Below are 18,912 nucleotides of genomic sequence, written 5' to 3'. Positions count from 1 at the left end.
GCATCACGCGCGTTCCAGGAGCCGCTCGCGTTCGAAATCCGTGACGACGCGGTCGGTCTCGGAAATCTCCCATTGGGCGGCGTGGTGGTAGTGGTCGATCACGTCGTCGCCGAACGCCTGCCGCAGCATGGTCGAGCCATGCATCAGCTCGGCCGCCTCGCGCAGGGTCTTGGGGATCTCGCGGATGCCTTTTGCGGAATACATGTCGCCCTTCAGTTCCGGCTCCAGCGCCATCTTCTTCTCGATCCCGTCCAGACCAGCGGCCAGAAGCGCGGCGCAGGCAAGATAGGGGTTCACGTCGCTGCCCGGAATGCGGCATTCCACCCGCACGGCCTTGGTGTGAGCGCCGCAGACGCGGAAGCCCGCGGTGCGGTTGTCCGCGCTCCAGACCGCCTTGGTGGGGGCGAACATGCCGACGCAGAAGCGCTTGTAGCTGTTGACGTAAGGCGCAAGGAAGGCGGTGATGTCGCGGGCGTGGTGCAACTGGCCCGCAAGGTAGTGCTTCATCAGCTCCGACATGCCGTGGCTGTCGGCCTTGTCGGCGAAGGCGGGCTTGCTGTCCTTCGTCCACAGGCTCTGGTGAATATGGCTCGACGACCCCGCGCGGCGGTGGTCGTATTTCGCCATGAAGGTCACCGACTTGCCCCTGGACCAGGCGATCTCCTTGATGCCGTTCTTGATGATCACATGGTTGTCGGCCGTATCCAGCGCGTCGGAGTATTTGTAGTTGATCTCCTCCTGCCCGGCCTCGGCTTCGCCCTTGGAGTTCTCGACGGGGATCCCCGCGCCATAAAGCCCGTTGCGGACAGCGCGCATCACGTCTTCTTCCTTGGTGGTCTGGAAGATGTGGTAATCCTCGTTGTAGCCGCTGATCGGGCGCAAATCGCGCAGGCCGCCGTCGCGCAGGTTCTCGTAAGAATTCTCGAAGATGTAAAACTCCAGCTCCGTCGCCATCATGGGTTCAAACCCCATGGCGCGGGCGCGGGCGACCTGACGCTTCAGGATCGAGCGCGGGGCATGCGGCACATCCTCATGCGTGGCATGGTCCTGCGTGTCGCCCAGGACCAGCGCGGTGCCCGGCAGCCAGGGGATGCGGCGCAGGGTGCGCAGGTCGGGCTTCAGCACATAGTCGCCATAGCCGGTTTCCCAGGACGAGGACTTGTAGCCCTGCACCGTGTTCATCTCCATGTCCACGGTCAGCAGGTAGTTGCAGCAATGGGTTTCCTCGTAGCCGCCGTTCACGAAGAACTCGGCATGGAACCGTTTGCCCATCAGCCGGCCCTGCATGTCGATGCCGGCGGCAATCACCGTGTCGATTTCGCCGGCCTTCACGGCCTTCTTCAATTCCTCAAGCGTCAGATTTCCGGGCATGGTGCCTCTCTGTTGTGATCGGATGTCGGGTCAGGGGCGATGCGCCCCGGTGGCGGGACGGGCCGGGCCTCCGCCGCCGAACTCGGGCTTGCGCGGCCAGCAGGGGCCGCTTTCCGTATCCTGCGGTTCCGACCGCATCCGATGGTCTCCCTGTCACGGGATCTGCGCGCCCCGTGAATTTGATCATTCATTCACAGGTCAGGGCGCTTTCGCAAGCCCCCCTGTCCGTTGTGCGCGCGTGCCCATCACGGCGTTCAACGCCACCGCGGCCAGCAGAACTCCGCCACCGAAAAATGTTGCGGGACTTGCCGTCTCGCCAAGAAACAGGAAGACCCACAGGGGTGCCAGCAGCACCTCGATCAACGACAGAAGCGTGAGTTCCGCCGCGGGGATCACACGGCTGCCAAGCGTGTACATGACCATCCCGAGCGCCAGGATCAGCGCGCCGATCCCCAGGGAAATGCCGATGTCCCAGCCGGACGGGACCAGGGACGAGCCCTGAAAGGCCAGGACCGCCGCTGCCACCATGGCCGAGAACAGGCCCCCCAGCATCGACACGGGCAGCATCTGCTTTACCTTGCCCCAGCGCAGCGCGACCGAAAAGGCGCCGAAGCCTGCCGCCGACAGCAGCGCCGCGATGTTGCCGGCAAGCGCGCCCATCGCCAGCCCCTCGCGCACCATCAGATACATGCCAACGACCGCAAGCGCGATGGCGGCCCAGGTCCAGCCCCTGACGCGTTCGCCCAGCAGAACCCAGCCCAGGATCGCGGCCACGAAGGGCGAAGCGGTGAAGAGGAACACCGCATTGGCGATGGTGGTGGTCTGGATCGCGTAGATCGCCCCGGCAAAGGCAAACACAAGACCAAGGCCGCCTGCCACCCCGGCAAGCCCGACCTTGCGCACCTGTCGCAGCGGGTGCCCGCCCGAAGTCCACCAGACAAAGGCCAGAAGCACCGGAAGTGACCCGACCGAGCGCCAGAAAAGGATCTGCCAGACGTTTGCGGCCTCGATCTGCCGCAGCCCGAGGCCCATCAGCGACCACAGCGATCCTGCCGCCAGCACCAGGGCCACGCCTTGGCCGTATCGCATGCCTGTCTCCTGCCCGGTTGCGCTTGATCCGCCTGGCAGGCGGTCCTGCCCTGGCTGCTCTCTGCGCATCGGTCGCATCGCTGACACGGAGCGACGCAGGGTTCTGTCCTGTTCGCGACAGGCCAGGGTTCGCTTGCACGCCTCGCGGCGAAGAGCGACCGCAGGAAGCGATGATCGGCCTCCGCCAAGCCCTGGGTCAGTAGCCGCGCACGCGGTCGACGAGGTGAAGGAAGGGCTCGCCCGCCTCACCGCGGCGGATGTTCTCGGCGATCACCCGCGCGGCGCTGTGGGCACGGGTGTCGGCGGCGATATGCGGGGTGACGGTGACGCGCGGATGGCTCCAGTAGGGATGATCCGAAGGCAGGGGTTCCACGCGGAACACGTCCAGCGTGGCATGGCCGACATGACCGGATTCGAGAGCGGCCAGCAGCGCCGCATCGTCGATCAGCGCGCCGCGGCCGGGGTTCAGGACCACCGCGCCATGGGGCAGAAGGGCAAGCGTTTCGGCATTCAGGATGTTTTCGGTCTGGGGCGTTTTCGGCAGCAGCAGCACCAGAATCTGCGCTGTCGCCAGGGCCTGACGCAACCCGGCTTCCCCATGCAGGCAGCCGGGCTTCGGCGTGCGGCTCCAGCCCGTCACGGGAAAGTTCAGCCCCCGCAGCGCCGCAGCACAGGCCGAGCCCAGTGCCCCCATGCCCAGCACGGTCACCGGGCGTTCGCGGGCCAGGGGCGGGCAGGTCGGATCCCAGATATGGCCGGGGTTCACGATGTGCCGGTCCATCCCCAGATGGTGGCGCAGCGTATGGCCAACGACCCATTCCACCATTCCTTCCGTCAGGCCGGGATCGACCATCCGGCACAGGGGCTGCGTCAGCGTCGGGTTGTTCACGATCCGCTCCACCCCTGCCCACAGGCTTAGGACCGCCTTTGTCCGCACATAGGGCGCAAAGTCCTGCACCGGAGAGGACGGGGCATAGACGATGTAATCGACCTCGGCAGGATCGGCCATGGTCACGACGTGGGCGGCAACGCCCGCCTCGGCCAGCGCCTTGGGCAGTTCGGTTTCGTATTCGGCCCAAAGCGCGGGCGCGGCGAAAAGGACGGTGGTCATCAGGGCCTCGGTTTATCGGGGTCGGTGGACATGGGCACTTTGTACCAGCCCGAAGCCCACCAGAAGCACCATCATCGCCGACCCGCCGTAGCTGAGAAGCGGCAGCGGAACGCCTACGACGGGGGCCATGCCCATGACCATCGACAGGTTCACGGCGATGTAGAAGAAGAAGTTGGCCGCCACCCCCACGATCAGCAGGGCCGAGAACCGGTCGCGGTTCTGGAAGGCGGCAAACAGGCAGAAACCGATGATCAGCGCATAGAGTGTCAGCAACGAGAAGGCCCCGACAAAGCCGAATTCCTCGGCCAGGGTCGTGAAGATGAAGTCGGTGTGCTTTTCCGGCAGGAAGTTCAGGCGCGACTGCGTGCCCTGCATGAAGCCCTTGCCCGACCAGCCACCCGAACCCAGCGCGATCTTGGCCTGGATGATGTTGTAGCCCGCACCGAGCGGGTCGGCGGACGGATCGAGGAAGGTGTCGATCCGCCGGTACTGGTAGTCGTGCAGGAACTGCCAGGGTGTGCCGCGCAGGGTGAACACCCCCACCACGGCTGCGATCCCCATTGCCAGCACGGCGCCGAAATACCACAGGCTGACGCCCGCCGCGAACATCACCGTCCCGCCGGCAAGGATCAGCATCAGCGCGGTGCCGAGGTTGGGCTGCATCAGGACCAGGACCGTCGGGGCCACGGTCAGCAGCACTGGTATCAGCACATAGAGCGGGCGCGAAACCTTGCGGTGATCCAGCCAGTCGTAATAGGCGGCCAGCATCATAACCAGGGTGAACTTCATCATCTCCGAAGGTTGCAGGCGGATGAAGCCAAGGTCGATCCAGCGCTGGGCGCCCATGCCGACCGTGCCGAAGAATTCCACGATCAAGAGCAGCACGAAGGCGATCAGATAGGCCACGCCGGCCATGTTGCGCCAGAACCAGATCGGCACCATGGCGACTATGAACATCAGCACCATGCCGGCGGCAAAGCGTTCCATCTGCGGTCGCGCCCAGGTGTCGAGGTTCCCGCCCGCGATGGAATAGAGCATCAGGAACCCGACCGAGGCCACGGCGGTCACCAGCACCACCAGCGGCCAGTTCAGGTAAAGCACCTTGCGCAGGCCCGTGGGCACCTGCTTGACCCGGTATTCCAGGAAGCTCATCGTGCGGTCCTCATGCCCTGGTCCGGACCGTTGTCGCGCCGGTTGCCGGATCGCGCAGCGGCAGTTCGTTCAGCATCGATTCGATCCTGCCACGCTGAGGCGCGGGATAGGCCTCCAGCGGCGGCAGGCCGTCAGACATGGCGCGCAGGATGATGTCGCGGGCGATCGGCGCCGCGGCGGTGGAGCCGCCGCCGCCATGTTCCACCACCACCGCAATCGCATAGCGCGGGTTGTCATAGGGCGCGTAACCCACGAACAGCGCGTGGTCTCGCCGGTTCCAGGGCAGCTGGTCGTTCGAGATCACCCCGGCCTCGCGTTCGGCTGCGGTGATGTTGCGCACCTGGCTGGTCCCTGTCTTGCCGGCCATCACCATGGTGGGCGCCACGATGCGGCTGGACTTTGCAGTGCCGCGGTCGTCGTTCACCACCTCGTACATGCCGCGGCGGATCGCCGCCAGATGCTCGGCAGGGATGCCCAGGGGCGGCGCCTCGTCCATCGGCAGTTCACGGTCATTGATCATGCGCACAAGACGCGGGACGACCGCCCGGCCGCTGGCCAGACGTGCCGTCATCACCGCCAGTTGCAGGGGCGAGGTCAGGACATAGCCCTGCCCGATCGAGGCGTTGATCGTGTCGCCGATCCGCCAGTCCTGCTTGTGGCGTTCCAGCTTCCATTGCTTGTTCGGCATGATGCCTTCGGTGATCGCGCTCATCGGCAGGTCGAAGCGCTGGCCAAGGCCCAGCTTTCGGCCCATCTCGGCGATCTTGTCGATGCCCACCTTCTGCGCGATGTCGTAATAGTAGACATCGCAGCTTTCGCTCAGCGAGCGGACCAGATTGACCGTGCCATGACCGCCGCGCTTCCAGCAGTGGAAGCGTCGGCCGCCGAATTCGATGTAGCCCGGGCAGCGCACGCGGGTGTCGGGCGTGGCGACGCCGGCCTCAAGCGCGGCCAGGGCCGTGACCATCTTGAAGGTCGAACCCGGCGGATAGGCGCCCGAGACCGTCTTGTTCGCCAGGGGACGGTGGTCGTTTTCCATCAGCGCGTTGTAGTCGCTGTGGCTGATCCCGCGCACGAAGAGGTTCGGGTCGAACGAAGGCGAGGAAGCGATGCAGATGATCTCGCCGTTGGTCACGTCCATCACCACCGCTGCGGCGCTTTCTTCGCCCAGCCGCGCCTGGGCGAAGTTCTGCACGCCCGCGTCGATGGTCAGGCGGATGTCGGTGCCCGCTTCGCCTTCCTTGCGTTCCAGCTCGCGCATGACGCGCCCGGCCGAGTTGACCTCGATCCGCTTGGTGCCGGCCTTGCCGCGCAGCGTGTCCTCCATCCAGCGTTCGACGCCGATCTTGCCGATCTGGAACTTGGGAATGCGCAGCAGGGGGTCGGGCTGTTCCAGCCCTTCAAGATCCTTCTCGCTGACCGGGCCGACATAGCCCACGACATGAGCGAAATCCTCGGCCAGGGGATAGCGCCGTGATAGGCCAACCTCGGGCACCACGCCGGGAAGGGCGGGGGCATTCAGTGCGACCTTCGAGAAATCCTCCCAGCTCAACCGCTCGGCAACCGTTACCGGCACGAAGGCGCGGAGGGATTTCACTTCGGCGATGGCGCGCTCCAGCTCTTCCGGGGTCATCGGGATGATGCCGGCCAGGCGGCGCAGGACCAGATCGACGTCGCCTGCTGCTTCACGGGTGATGACCACACGGTAGTTCTGTTCGTTGCCGGCGATCACCCTTCCGTTGCGGTCGAGGATAAGCCCGCGTTCTGGCGGGATAAGGCGGATGTTGATCCGGTTCTCCTCGGCCAGAAGCTTGAATTCGTCAGCCTGGTCCACCTGAAGATAGCGCATGCGCGCACCCAGTATGGCGACCATGGCCGCCATCGCGCCACCCATCATCAGCGTGCGGCGGTGCAGCGTGCGGGTGGTTTCCTCGGTGTCGCGCGCCGTGCGTCTCATACGCGCCTCCCGAAATCGTCCACCTCACCCATGGCGGGCTTGCGCAGGTCGAGCACCAGGCGTGACAGGCCGACGACCAGTGGATACAGCCCGACCGACCAAAGCACCTGCACCACGGCAAAACCGAAGGCGGGCTGCGGCACGAAGGCAAGGCCCAGGACCAGTCGGTAGACAAGCATCATCGCAAGCATCATGCCCGAGATCAGCATCCATTCCACAAGGAAGTTCAGCTCGCGCGTCAAGGCCACCCGGCTGCGCAGGAATTCGGTGCCCAGCACCACGATCGCAGTCCACAGGCCCGGCGGGCGCATCAGGATGAGGTCCTCGACCAGAATCACCGCAAGGATCAGCGGCATCGGCAGGAAATCGGGCCGCCGCACGATCCAGGCAAGGATCAGGCACAGCAGCAGGTCCGGCCCCGGCAGCGCCCCGGGGGCATGACCCAGGGGAAGCAGGCGCAGGAACAGCAGAAGCAGTGCCAGTGCCAGAAACAGCCCCCGGAAGATCCAGTGCGTCTGCCGCCAGACCTCAACCATCCACGGCCTCCTCGGCGGGGCCTTCTCCGTCGCCGGAACCTGCCGCCTCGACATTGCCGCCTTCGGTGCGCGCCGGCGGCGCCTTGGCTGCACGTTCCGCGCTTTCGGCCGAGGTGTCGGGCAGCGGCGGCAGGAGCGGCGGCGCAATAAGGCTGCCGGGGTCGGTGATCGGCTCAAGTTCGTGGCTGCGCAGAACCCGCAGGAACTCGAGCCGCTGGTAATCCGCCGCCAGAACGACGCGCAGCCGCTTGTCGGTGCCAAGGGCCACCTGCCCGACCAGAAGCCCCGCGGGGAAAACCCCGCCATCGCCCGAGGTCACCACCCGGTCGCCGGGGCGCACTTCGTCGGTGTTTTCGATGAACTCCAGTGGCGGCAGGGGCGAATTGTCGCCCGACAGGATCGCCTTCTGTCCCGACGGCTGGATCGTCACCGGAATCCGGCTGTTGGTGTCGGTGACCAGGATCACCCGGCTGGTGCGCTGGCCCACGCCCGAGATCCGGCCGACCAGTCCGATCCCGTCCATCGTGGCCCAGCCGTCGCGGATGCCGTCGCGCGCCCCCACGTTCAGCAGGACCGATTGGCGGAAGGGGCTGCCACTGTCGGCCATCACCACGCCGGTCACATAGGTCAGCTTGGGGTCTAGCCGCACCTTGTTGAGGTCCAGCAGGCGGGCATTCTTCTGTTCCAGTTGCAGCGCGGCCTCCTTCCAGGCCTTCATCTGCTGCAACTCGCGCTTGAGTTCCTGGTTCTGTTCGTAGATCCGGGTGTACGACTGGAAGTCGTCGATCATCCCGGCAAAGGCCGTCACAGGCCGCAGCGCCCAGTCCAGGTTGGGCACCACCGCATCGATCAGCGCCGCACGAAAGCGTTCGACGCGGGGGCTGTCGATTCGCCACAGCAGGAACAGGCCAAGCAGCAGCAGCACCGCCAGCCCCACGAGAAGGCGGCGAAGCGGGCGAGAGAACTCTTCCGGTCCGATGCGGGTTCTGGCCACGTGTCAGCCTTTCCAACCGGCGCGCGTGTCAGCGCCGGCCTCAGGTGTCGTAGTCGATCACATGCCGAAGCTGCTTTTCGTATTCCAGCGCTTTCCCGGTGCCCAGGGCAACACAATTCAGTGACTCGTTGGCCACGCTGATCGACAGGCCCGTCTGTTCGCGCAAGGAAAGGTCCAGTTCGCCCAGAAGCGCGCCGCCCCCGGTCAGCATCACGCCGCGGTCGACGATGTCGGCGGCAAGGTCCGGCGGCGTGGCTTCCAGCGCCTGCATTACCGCGTCGCAGATCTGCTGCACGGGTTCGGCCAGCGCCTCGGCCACCTGGGCCTGGTTGATCTCGGTTTCCTTCGGCACCCCGTTCAACAGGTCGCGCCCGCGGATCGTCATGCTGGCCCCGCGCCCGTCATCGGGCATCCGCGCCGTGCCGATACTGGTCTTGATCCGCTCGGCGGTCGATTCCCCGATCAGCAGGTTCTGGTGCCGCCGCAGATAGCTGACGATGGCCTCGTCCATCCTGTCGCCGCCGACGCGGACGGACCGTGCATAGACGATGTCGCCAAGCGACAGCACCGCGACCTCGGTCGTGCCGCCGCCGATGTCCACCACCATGTTGCCGGTGGGCTCGGTGATCGGCATGCCGGCCCCGATGGCCGCCGCGATGGGTTCCGCGATCAGCCCGGCGCGCTTGGCCCCCGCCGACAGCACCGACTGCCGGATCGCCCGCTTTTCCACCGGCGTCGCGCCGTGGGGCACGCAGACGATGATCTTGGGTTTGGAGATCGTGGACCGCTTGTGCACCTTGCGGATGAAATGCTTGATCATCTCTTCCGCCGCCTCGAAGTCGGCGATCACCCCATCGCGCATCGGGCGTATCGCCTCGATGGTGCCGGGGGTGCGGCCAAGCATCAGCTTGGCATCCTCGCCCACGGCCAGCACGACCTTCTTGCCGTCCTTGTTGTGGTAGGCCACCACCGAAGGTTCGTTCAGCACGATCCCCTTGCCCCGGATATAGACCAGCGTGTTCGCGGTCCCGAGGTCGATGGCCATGTCGGAAGAAAAGAGGCCGGGGAAAAGCGACATGAGCGGTCCTTCAGAGATGGCAACACCAAGACGCCCGACTCGGGACGTTTCCCGACGGGGCGCCTTCTTATAGGGGGGCGGTGCGGGAAGCGAAAGCCCCGCTCCCGGCCGTGCGCTCACTTCCGCGTGGCTTCGGAAGACCGGCGCTTCGGCCGCCTGAACGGCGCTGATATCCGCCTTTGCCGCCGGCGGCGCATGTGCCATGGTTGCGCCGCATTTGGCTGAAGGAGGACGGCGATGGCGGGTGTGTCTGGCAAGGTTGCCCTGGTGACCGGCGCGGGGGCCCCGGGTGGAATCGGGTTCGCGATCGCGCGTGCGCTTGTGGATGCCGGGGCGCGGGTCGCGATCACCGCGACGACGCCACGTATCCACGAGCGCGCGGCAGAGATCGGCGCCTTCTCTCATGTCGCCGACCTGACCGATCCGGCGCAGGTCCGAGGTCTTTTCGATGCGGTCGCGGCAACCCTGGGGCCCGTGGCGATCCTGGTGAACAACGCTGGCATGGTGCAGAGTGGCAAGGAGGTGGGCCGCGCCCGGCTGGCGGGGTGGAGCGATGCCGCCTGGGCCCACCACATGGCGCTGAACATCAACACCACCTTTCATTGCTGCCGTTCCGCACTGCCTGGCATGGCGGAACGGGGCTATGGCCGGATCGTCAATATCGCCTCGGTCACCGGCCCGGTGGTGACCATCGACGGCAGCAGCGCCTATGCCACTGCCAAGGCCGCCGTAACCGGCATGACCCGCTCGATCGCGCTGGAATACGGGCCGAATGGCGTGACCTGCAACGCGATCTTGCCGGGGTGGATCGAAACCGAAAGCTCGTCCGATGACGAAATCCGCGCAGGGCGCGCCACCCCGGTTGGCCGGCCGGGCCGCCCGGATGAAGTCGCCGCCTGCGCGCTATTCCTGGCCTCGGAAGAGGCGTCCTATGTCACCGGGGCGATGCTGGTGGTGGACGGCGGGAACACCCTGCAAGAGATGAAGGTGGGCTGATCCGGCCCCCGCCCAAGGGCCGCCCCTCCTGGCCATACAAGGAAGACCGGCTGCCCGGGATCGTGCTGATAGGTCGTTCCCTCGACCCGGGAAAGCCGGCCAGTCCGGCGGCACCAGATATGCCGCCAGTTGAAGGCCAGCTTCAGGCTGGCGCTGCATCGCTTTCCCGGCGCGGCCTCCTGCCTGCAGACACGGGCCGGTTCGGCCATCGCCGAAGGCCTTGCCCGCATGGACCGGACCGGGGCCACCGCGCAGGCCAAGGCCGAGGTCTGCCTGTTCCGCCTGCTCGGCGGTCTTCCCGAAGGCATGGCGGGCTTCACCGCCTTCGCCGAGGCGCAGGGGTTCCCGGTTCTTCCGGGTGGCGGAAGCCCGCCCCCCCCCTTGTCGAACCGGGCGGCAGTCTGAACGTGACAGCGAACTGGCCGATCCGCAGGCAGGGGCCGAACTGCCCGACCCATGGCCTGACCCGCGGGTTTCGCGCCATGCCCTGCGAGATGTTGCTGCACGCGACCCATGACCCCGATGATGGGTGCCTTCTGCATCGGCAGGCCGGTTCCCGAACCCTCTGACCCTCGCGCGGGGCTGGCCCGAGGGTGCAGGGACAAGAGACAGGCGCCGTCATCCGTGTGCCATCGCGGATCACCTGCACGAAACCGGGGCGATCAGGGGCTGCGGAACCCTGAAAGCCCACAGGCAAGTCACGGATTTTCCGGGATCGGCCCCGGCTGTCCTGCGTGGATGGCCGGGGCTTCTGCCTATTCGGCGTGGTAGGAGACGGTCTTCACATCCTCGCCCGGCGCGGTCTTCTGCCGCCGCACGATCAGCCGGTTCAGCGCGTTGATATAGGCGCGGGTCGAGGCGACGATCGTGTCGGTATCGGCGGCCGAGCCGGTGACGATCCGCCCCTCTTCCTCCAGCCGGACCGAGACGGTGGCCTGGGCGTCGGTGCCCTCGGTCACCGCATGGACCTGATAGACCTGAAGCCGCGCCTTGTGCGGGAAAAGCATCTTCACGCAATTGAAGGCCGCATCCACCGGCCCGTCGCCAGTGGCGTCGATGTGGTGGTCCTTGCCGTCGATGGTCAGGATCATGTCGGCCTCCTGCGGCCCCTCGGTCCCGCAGACCACGCGCAGCTTCTTGAGCTGCAGGTATTCGTAGGCATCACTGGTCTGCTCATCGCTGACGAGCGCGATCAGGTCGTCGTCGTAGACTTCCTTCTTGCGGTCGGCCAGCGCCTTGAAGCGGACGAAGACGTCGTTCAGCTGGTTGTCGGCAAGGTCGAAGCCCAGCTCCTTCAGTTTGGCCCGCAGCGCCGCCCGGCCGGAGTGCTTGCCCATCGCGATGTTCTTCTGGGTCAGCCCGATATCCTCGGGCCGCATGATCTCGAAGGTCTGGACGTTCTTCAGAACCCCGTCCTGGTGGATGCCGGATTCGTGCAGGAAGGCGTTCTTGCCGACGATGGCCTTGTTGAACTGGACCGGGAAGCCCGAGACCTGGCTGACGCGGCGCGACAGGTTCATGATCTTGGTCGTGTCGATGCCGGTGCGATAGGGCAGGATGTCGTTCCTGACCCGCATCGCCATCACCACCTCTTCCAGGGCAGTATTGCCCGCCCGCTCTCCCAGCCCGTTGATCGTGCATTCGATCTGGCGGGCGCCGGCCTCTACTGCGGCAAGGGCATTGGCAGTCGCCATGCCCAGATCGTTGTGGCAGTGGGTCGCGAAGATGATCTGGTCGGCGCCCGGAACCCGTTCCAGGAGCATGCGGATGATCTTCGCCGACTCCATCGGGTAAGTGTAGCCCACCGTATCGGGAATGTTGATCGTGGTCGCCCCCGCCTTGATCGCGATTTCCACCACGCGGCAGAGATAGTCGGGTTCCGTCCGCGTCGCGTCCATCGGCGACCACTGCACGTTGTCGCAGAGGTTGCGGGCATGCGTCACCGTGTCATGGATCCGCTCGGCCATCTGGTCCATGTCCAGATTGGGGATCGCGCGATGCAGGGGCGAGGTTCCGATGAAGGTATGGATGCGCGGCGACTTCGCGTGGCGCACGGCCTCCCAGCAGCGGTCGATGTCCTTGTAGTTCGCCCGGGCAAGGCCGCAGACCGTGGCGTTCTTCGTCCGCTTCGCGATTTCGGTCACAGCCGCGAAGTCACCTTCGCTGGCGATGGGGAACCCTGCCTCGATGATGTCCACCCCCATTTCGTCAAGCAGGCCGGCAATTTCCAGCTTTTCCTCGTGGGTCATGGTCGCGCCGGGGCTTTGTTCGCCATCGCGCAGGGTGGTGTCGAAGATCAGGACGCGGGGTTGCGTATCGTTCTGGGCCATCGGGGGGTATCCTTGTCTCTCAGCCTTGGTGCCTTCGGGCGCTGGTCACCTCTGAGCGGTCGCGCCCTGGGGCACGCTCAGAGGCGGCTAAGAAGAAGAAGGCCAAGGGGCAGCGCGGGGCGGATGGCCCGGACGGCGGAGAGAATGTGAGATCCCTTGGTCATGGGCCGCGACTATACGGGGGAAATTGCGGAAGGGAAGGGGGTTTCGCAAAGGGCGTGCCGCCTCGAGGGCGTCGAGCCCCCGCTCGGCGGCGCTGCTGCCGTTCGGTTACCCCGCATTGTGCCCTGGGGATTGCGGGCGGCGCCATTGGCGGGAGCATCTGGCAAGGAGCAAGACTGGTCGCGCTGGATCGCGGGCCTATCTGGCGCGCATGGACGGTGGAGGGAAGATGCGGTCCTTGGTGGTGGGTGCTTCCGGCGGGATCGGCGCGGCGCTGATGCGCGCGCTGAACGCAAGAGGAGAAGTAGTAGGGCTCTCGCGGCGCGACGACGGGCTGGAATTGACGGACGAGGCCTCTGTCGCGGCGGCTCTGGGCGCGCTGGAGGGGGTGTTCGACCTGATCGTGGTTGCGACCGGGGCGCTGGTGCTGGATAGGCGGGGGCCGGAGAAGACCCTGAAAGCGGTGACGGCAGAGGGGTTGGCGGCGCAGTTCGCGGTGAATGCCATCGGGCCTGCGCTTGTCGCGAAGCATGCGCTGCGGCTGCTGCCGCGCGACCGGGTTGCGAAGCTGGCGGTGCTGTCGGCGCGGGTGGGGTCGATCGGAGAAAATGCCTTGGGCGGCTGGTATGGCTATCGGGCGGCGAAGGCGGCGCTGAACCAGCTGGTGCGCTGTGCCGCCATCGAGGCAACGCGCACGCACCCGCAATCGGTCCTGGTGGCCCTGCATCCCGGCACGGTGGAAACCGGGCTGGCGCCGGCCTTGCGGGTGGGGCATCCCGCGGTCGCGCCCGAGGTGGCGGCGACCAACCTGCTGGCCGTGCTGGACAGTCTGGGGCCAGCCGACACTGGCGGATTCTTCGACTGGCAGGGCAGGGTTGTTCCGTGGTGAGGCTGGTTCTGGTCCTGGGCGATCAGCTGTCGCCCGCAATGTCGGCCTTGCGCGCGGCGGATCGCGGTCGGGATGTGGTGGTCATGGCCGAGGTCATGGGCGAGGGGACCAGCGTCCCCCACCATCCGCAGAAGATCGCGCTGATCCTGGCGGCGATGCGGAAGTTCGCGGTGGTGCTGCGGGCAGACGGCTGGCAGGTCGCCTATTCCCGGCTGGACGATCCGGCAAATTCCCAGACGATCCAGGGGGAATTGCTGCGCCGGGCGGCAGAGCACGGCGCCAGTGAAGTGCTGGCAACCATGCCTGGAGAATGGCGGCTGGTGCGGGCGCTGGAGGATCTGCCGCTGCCGGTCAGGCTTGTGGAGGACGACCGTTTCCTGTGCTCGCAGGCCGAATTCGCAGCGTGGGCCAAGGGACGCAGGCAGCTGCGGATGGAGTGGTTCTACCGCGAGATGCGCCGCAGGACAGGCCTGCTGATGGAGGGCGATCGGCCCGCCGGCGGTCAGTGGAACTATGACCATGACAACCGAAAGCCCGCAGAAGCCGACCTGCTGCGCCCCCGCCCCCGCGACTTTGCGCCTGATCCGGTTGTCGCAGAGGTGCTGGATCTGGTCGAGAAACGCTTTTCCCATTTCGGCCGTCTGCGCCCTTTTCGCTGGGCGACCGACCGGCCGGGCGCCCTGCAGGCGCTGGCCGAATTCGTGACAGGGCGACTGCCCCGTTTCGGTGAGGAACAGGATGCGATGCTGGAGGGGGAACCGTTTCTCAGCCACTCGCTTCTTTCCCCCTATCTGAACCTCGGCCTGCTGACACCGATGGAGGTCTGCCGGGCTGTGGAGGACGAATGGAAGGCGGGGCGCGTGCCTATCGCCGCAGCTGAAGGGTTCATCCGGCAGATCATTGGCTGGCGGGAATATGTGCGTGGGATCTGGGGGCTGCAGGGGCCTGCCTATCTGCAGGGGAATGCGCTGGGCCATGATCGCCCCCTGCCCACCGTCTATTGGGGGGGCGAGACGCGCATGTCCTGCATGGCTGCCGCCATAGGCCAGACGCGGGATCTGGCCTATGCCCACCACATCCAGCGTCTGATGGTCACCGGCAACTTCGCGCTTCTGGCCGGCGTGGACCCTGCTGCCGTGCATGAATGGTATCTGTCGGTATACATCGACGCCTTCGAATGGGTCGAGGCGCCGAACACCCTGGGCATGAGCCAGTTTGCCGACGGCGGGCTTCTGGGATCTAAGCCCTATGTCTCGTCAGGGGCCTATATCGACCGGATGTCGGACCATTGCCGGGCATGCCACTACCGGGTGAAGGACAAGACCGGGGAAAGGGCCTGCCCGTTCAACCCCCTATACTGGCATTTCCTGACCCGCCACCGGGACCGGTTCCGCTCCAATCCCCGCATGGCGCAGATGTATCGGGTCTGGGACGGGATGGAGGCAGGGCACCGGCAGAAGGTGCTGGAAGACGCCGAAAGCCTGCTGCGGCGTCTCGACGCAGGAGAAGCGGTCTAGGCCGATGGCGCGTTCTTTGGGCAGTGCTGTGGCAGGCCAGGGCCTTCCGGGCGTGGACCGATGCCTTCTTGTGTCTCCTTTCGCGTTTGCCTTGTGCGCCTGCGCCGCGGGGGCGACTGACCACGCATGGCGAACCGGGGCCGGGGCATGCCGGTGCGCCCCATGCTTCGGCAAGGCATGCACGACATGCCCTCGACCGGGGCCATGCTTCGGTTGTCATGGCGATCACGCGGGACGGGGTGGGCTGCGTGGCGCAGATCATGACCCTGGACGCCAACTTGAGGCGCGCAGTGCAGGATGACGGGGCATGCCGGCTGAGAATGCCGGACCTGTGAGGCGCGACCGGCGCTTGAAATTCCGGGCTGAAGGCCGTATGTCCCGCCGATACCCGAGACCGGAGCCCCCAGGCCATGATGAACCCCTTTCAGTTCCTGCAGCAGACCCGCAACGAGGTGGCCAAGGTCGTCTGGCCGACCCGGCGCGAGGTGCTGCTGACCACACTGATGGTGTTCATCCTGTCGGCCCTGGCTGCGACCTTCTTCAGTCTCGTGGACCTCGGGATCCGCACGGCGCTGCAGTACATCATCGGTGCATGAGGCGGGTTCCCTCTTGAAATGACGGCGGGCAGGGGGTAAGCCCGCCCGCAACCAAAGGGACACCGGCGCGCATCGATTCGGGGTGCGCGCTGTTTTTTGTTCCGGGGAAGATGAGTGGCCGCAGGGCCCGAGTTGAGGAAAGAGGCAGATGGCCAAGCGCTGGTATTCGGTGAGCGTTCTCTCGAACTTCGAGAAGAAGGTGGCCGAGCAGATCAAGACCGCCGTCGCCGAAGCCGGTCTTCAGGACGAGATCGACGAGGTTCTGGTGCCGACCGAAGAGGTTATCGAGGTCCGGCGCGGCAAGAAGGTCACGTCCGAACGCCGCTTCATGCCGGGCTATGTGCTGGTGCACATGGAAATGTCGAACCGCGGCTACCACCTGATTTCCTCGATCAATCGCGTCACCGGCTTCCTTGGCCCCCAGGGCAAGCCGATGCCGATGCGTGATTCGGAAGTCAACGCGATCCTGAACCGGGTCGAGGAGGGTCAGGAGGCGCCGCGCAACCTGATCCGTTTCGACATCGGCGAAACGGTGCAGGTCACCGACGGCCCGTTCGAGGGTTTCTCTGGCATGGTCGAGGACGTGGACGAGGCGCACAACCGCCTGAAGGTCACGGTTTCGATCTTCGGCCGGGCAACCCCGGTGGAACTGGAATTCACCCAGGTCTCGAAAGGGGCCTGAGTGCATCGCGTGGGAGGCGAGCGCCCCAAGGGGTGACGGACCGGACCACTAAACCGCGTCTTTCCGACGCTGTGACAAAGGAGACGGCCAGATGGCCAAGAAGATCATCGGCAGCCTCAAGCTGCAAGTCAAAGCCCAGCAGGCGAACCCCTCGCCCCCGGTCGGCCCGGCCCTCGGCCAGCGCGGCCTGAACATCATGGCCTTCGTGAAGGAATTCAACGCGAAGACCGCCGACATCCCGCCCGGCACGCCAACGCCGGTCATCATCACCTACTATCAGGACAAGTCCTTCAGCCTGGAGCTGAAGACGCCTCCGGCCTCGTTCCTGATCAAGCAGGCTGCCGGCCTGCCGCCCGTGGGCAAGCGCAACCGCTCTAAGGGTTCGTCGAAGCCCGGCCGCGAGGTTGCCGGAACGATCACCGCGGCCCAGCTGCGCAAGATCGCCGAGACCAAGATGAAGGATCTGAACGCGAACTCGATCGAGGCGGCAATGCAGATCGTGCTTGGCTCGGCCAAGTCCTGCGGCATCGAAGTGAAGGGCTGAGAACCATGGCAAAAGTTGCAAAGCGCATCGCCAAGGCGAAAGAGCTTTTCGCGGGCAAGTCGAACGTCACGGTCGAAGAGGCGGTGAAGCTGGTCAAGCAGGCGGCCTCGGCCAAGTTCGATGAGACTGTCGAGATCGCGATGAACCTGGGTGTGGACCCGCGCCATGCCGACCAGATGGTGCGCGGCGTGTGCCAGCTGCCGAATGGCACCGGCAAGACCGTGCGCGTGGCCGTTTTCGCCCGTGGTGCCAAGGCTGACGAAGCCAAGGCCGCAGGCGCGGACATCGTGGGCGCGGAAGACCTGATGGAGACGATCCAGTCCGGCAAGATCGAGTTCGACCGCTGCATCGCCACCCCGGACCTGATGCCACTGGTCGGACGTCTGGGCAAGATCCTGGGCCCGCGCAACCTGATGCCGAACCCGAAGGTCGGCACCGTGACGATGGACGTCAAGGCGGCGGTCGAGGCGGCGAAGGGCGGCGAGGTCCAGTTCAAGGTCGAGAAGGCCGGTGTCATTCACGCCGGCATCGGCAAGGTTTCCTTCGACGAGGGCAAGCTGGCCGAGAACGTCCGGGCCTTCGTGGATGCCGTGTCGAAGGCCAAGCCCACGGGTGCCAAGGGCACCTATCTGAAGAAGGTGTCGCTGTCGTCCACCATGGGCCCCGGCGTGTCGGTGGACATCGCCTCGGCGACCCACGCGTAAGAGATCCCGCGCCGCGAGGCGTGGGTTGGCCGGGCGGTCACGCCCGGCACTGTCCGAGACGGCGGGTGGTGCGCAAACACCATAAATCCTGCCTGAGATGGGGAACGAGATTTGGGGCGCCTTCGGGTGGTCTTGGGCTCGGGAACCAAAACGGACCCGAACGCCGCCCGCAAGGGCGGCAAACATGAGCCGGGGGGAAACCCCCAACCTTGGAGTGAAACTGTGGATAGAGCCCAGAAAGAGAAAGTGGTCGAGGAACTCGGCCAGATCTTCGAAAGCTCTGGCGTTGTGGTGGTTGCCCACTACACCGGGATGACGGTTGCACAGATGCAGGACCTGCGCGCGAAGATGCGTGAAGTGGGCGGGTCCGTTCGCGTTGCCAAGAACACGCTCGCCAAGATCGCCCTTGAAGGGAAACCCTGCGCAAAGATGGGTGACCTGCTCACGGGCATGACCGTGCTGTCCTACTCGGAAGACCCCGTGGCTGCGGCCAAGGTCTGCGAGGCCTACGCCAAGACGAACGACAAGTTCGTGATCATCGGCGGGGCCATGGGCGAAACGGTTCTGGACCAGGCCGGTGTCAAGGCCGTGGCCGCCATGCCGTCGCGCGAAGAGCTTATCGCTCAGATCGTGTCGTGCATTGGTGCGCCCGCGTCGAACATCGCCGGGGCCATTGGCGCGCCTGCGTCGAACATCGCAAGCATCCTGTCGACCATCGAGGAGAAGGCCGCGGCCTGACCCCTTGCCCGGTGTGGCTGACCCCGCATCGTTGGAACCCATCTTAACAAACGGAACTGAAAAATGGCTGATCTGAACAAACTCGCCGAAGAGATCGTCGGTCTGACCCTCCTGCAGGCGCAGGAACTGAAGACCATCTTGAAGGACAAGTATGGCATCGAGCCGGCCGCCGGTGGCGCCGTCATGATGGCTGCTGCTCCGGGCGCTGGCGGTGCTGCCGCTGCCGCCGAAGAAGAAAAGACCGAATTCGACGTCGTCCTGACCGACGCCGGCGCGAACAAGATCAACGTGATCAAGGTCGTGCGCGAAATCACCGGTCTGGGCCTGAAGGAAGCCAAGGACCTGACCGAAGCCGGTGGCAAGGTCAAGGAAGGCGTGTCGAAGGCCGACGCCGAGGCGATGAAGAAGAAGTTCGAAGAGGCTGGCGCCAAGGTCGAACTGAAGTAATCCGTCACGGGGGACAACC

19 protein-coding genes are annotated in these 18,912 nt (G+C 65.7%); 10 read left to right on the top strand and 9 right to left on the bottom strand.

What is annotated here, in order from left to right:
• Window positions 1-3 precede the first annotated feature (3 nt).
• The 8 genes from EZM81_RS13815 to EZM81_RS13780 form a co-directional block, all read right to left on the bottom strand.
• The gene (locus EZM81_RS13815; protein ID WP_136646118.1) at window positions 4-1,371 is read right to left on the bottom strand and encodes a glutamine synthetase family protein; all 1,368 of its coding nucleotides are present in this window, start codon (window positions 1,369-1,371) and stop codon (window positions 4-6) included.
• Between the two features lie 198 nt (window positions 1,372-1,569).
• Window positions 1,570-2,460, bottom strand: coding sequence for a DMT family transporter (locus EZM81_RS13810; RefSeq protein ID WP_136646117.1), 891 nt, complete (start codon window positions 2,458-2,460; stop codon window positions 1,570-1,572).
• Between the two features lie 196 nt (window positions 2,461-2,656).
• Window positions 2,657-3,571, bottom strand: a complete 915-nt coding sequence (locus tag EZM81_RS13805; RefSeq protein WP_136646116.1) for a glyoxylate/hydroxypyruvate reductase A — start codon at window positions 3,569-3,571, stop codon at window positions 2,657-2,659.
• 12 nt (window positions 3,572-3,583) lie between these two features.
• Complete coding sequence (rodA, locus tag EZM81_RS13800; RefSeq protein ID WP_135448070.1) at window positions 3,584-4,723, bottom strand: rod shape-determining protein RodA; 1,140 nt, start codon at window positions 4,721-4,723, stop codon at window positions 3,584-3,586.
• A gap of 10 nt (window positions 4,724-4,733) precedes the next feature.
• On the bottom strand, window positions 4,734-6,680 hold the full coding sequence (gene mrdA, locus EZM81_RS13795) for a penicillin-binding protein 2 (protein ID WP_136646115.1): 1,947 nt from the start codon (window positions 6,678-6,680) through the stop codon (window positions 4,734-4,736).
• Complete coding sequence (locus EZM81_RS13790; RefSeq protein ID WP_135448066.1) at window positions 6,677-7,216, bottom strand: rod shape-determining protein MreD; 540 nt, start codon at window positions 7,214-7,216, stop codon at window positions 6,677-6,679. Before EZM81_RS13790 ends, mrdA begins: the two co-directional genes overlap by 4 nt.
• Entirely contained in the window at window positions 7,209-8,210 is a 1,002-nt protein-coding gene (mreC, locus tag EZM81_RS13785) for a rod shape-determining protein MreC (RefSeq protein ID WP_135448064.1), read from the bottom strand. Before mreC ends, EZM81_RS13790 begins: the two co-directional genes overlap by 8 nt.
• A gap of 40 nt (window positions 8,211-8,250) precedes the next feature.
• Entirely contained in the window at window positions 8,251-9,288 is a 1,038-nt protein-coding gene (locus EZM81_RS13780; protein WP_135448062.1) for a rod shape-determining protein, read from the bottom strand.
• 237 nt (window positions 9,289-9,525) lie between these two features.
• Between EZM81_RS13780 and EZM81_RS13775 the strand changes: the two genes are divergently transcribed.
• On the top strand, window positions 9,526-10,284 hold the full coding sequence (locus EZM81_RS13775; protein WP_136646114.1) for an SDR family NAD(P)-dependent oxidoreductase: 759 nt from the start codon (window positions 9,526-9,528) through the stop codon (window positions 10,282-10,284).
• Window positions 10,285-10,413: 129 nt separating this feature from the next.
• Window positions 10,414-10,689, top strand: coding sequence for a hypothetical protein (locus tag EZM81_RS13770; protein WP_136646113.1), 276 nt, complete (start codon window positions 10,414-10,416; stop codon window positions 10,687-10,689).
• 350 nt (window positions 10,690-11,039) lie between these two features.
• Here EZM81_RS13770 and EZM81_RS13765 read toward each other — a convergent pair whose 3' ends face one another.
• Window positions 11,040-12,614 carry a 2-isopropylmalate synthase gene (locus tag EZM81_RS13765; protein WP_135448055.1) on the bottom strand — a complete coding sequence of 525 codons (1,575 nt, stop codon included), beginning with the start codon at window positions 12,612-12,614 and terminating at the stop codon, window positions 11,040-11,042.
• A gap of 391 nt (window positions 12,615-13,005) precedes the next feature.
• Here EZM81_RS13765 and EZM81_RS13760 point away from each other — a divergent pair, with 391 nt between their 5' ends.
• The 8 genes from EZM81_RS13760 to rplL all read left to right on the top strand — a co-directional run bounded on the left by EZM81_RS13760 (window position 13,006) and on the right by rplL (window position 18,893).
• Complete coding sequence (locus EZM81_RS13760; RefSeq protein ID WP_136646112.1) at window positions 13,006-13,665, top strand: SDR family NAD(P)-dependent oxidoreductase; 660 nt, start codon at window positions 13,006-13,008, stop codon at window positions 13,663-13,665.
• Window positions 13,659-15,182, top strand: a complete 1,524-nt coding sequence (locus EZM81_RS13755) for a cryptochrome/photolyase family protein (protein ID WP_136646111.1) — start codon at window positions 13,659-13,661, stop codon at window positions 15,180-15,182. The genes EZM81_RS13760 and EZM81_RS13755 overlap by 7 nt, the downstream gene beginning before the upstream one ends.
• 410 nt (window positions 15,183-15,592) lie before the next feature.
• On the top strand, window positions 15,593-15,778 hold the full coding sequence (gene secE, locus EZM81_RS13750; RefSeq protein ID WP_135448049.1) for a preprotein translocase subunit SecE: 186 nt from the start codon (window positions 15,593-15,595) through the stop codon (window positions 15,776-15,778).
• A gap of 148 nt (window positions 15,779-15,926) precedes the next feature.
• A complete protein-coding gene (nusG, locus tag EZM81_RS13745) occupies window positions 15,927-16,460 on the top strand; it encodes a transcription termination/antitermination protein NusG (protein ID WP_135448046.1) in 534 nt (177 codons plus the stop codon).
• Window positions 16,461-16,551: 91 nt separating this feature from the next.
• Window positions 16,552-17,004 carry a 50S ribosomal protein L11 gene (rplK, locus tag EZM81_RS13740; protein WP_135448044.1) on the top strand — a complete coding sequence of 151 codons (453 nt, stop codon included), beginning with the start codon at window positions 16,552-16,554 and terminating at the stop codon, window positions 17,002-17,004.
• Between the two features lie 5 nt (window positions 17,005-17,009).
• Window positions 17,010-17,708: a 50S ribosomal protein L1 gene (gene rplA, locus EZM81_RS13735; RefSeq protein ID WP_136646110.1), complete on the top strand. Its 699-nt coding sequence runs from the start codon at window positions 17,010-17,012 to the stop codon at window positions 17,706-17,708.
• Between the two features lie 222 nt (window positions 17,709-17,930).
• Window positions 17,931-18,446 (top strand): 50S ribosomal protein L10, encoded by a 516-nt coding sequence (gene rplJ / locus EZM81_RS13730; protein WP_135448040.1) that lies wholly within the window; start codon window positions 17,931-17,933, stop codon window positions 18,444-18,446.
• A 63-nt stretch (window positions 18,447-18,509) separates the two neighbouring features.
• Window positions 18,510-18,893, top strand: a complete 384-nt coding sequence (gene rplL / locus EZM81_RS13725) for a 50S ribosomal protein L7/L12 (RefSeq protein WP_135448038.1) — start codon at window positions 18,510-18,512, stop codon at window positions 18,891-18,893.
• The last annotated feature ends 19 nt before the right edge of the window (window positions 18,894-18,912 follow it).

Source organism: Tabrizicola sp. YIM 78059, assembly GCF_004959785.1.
GTDB lineage: Bacteria > Pseudomonadota > Alphaproteobacteria > Rhodobacterales > Rhodobacteraceae > Tabrizicola > Tabrizicola caldifontis.
This window is presented reverse-complemented; position numbering and strand designations above follow the sequence as displayed.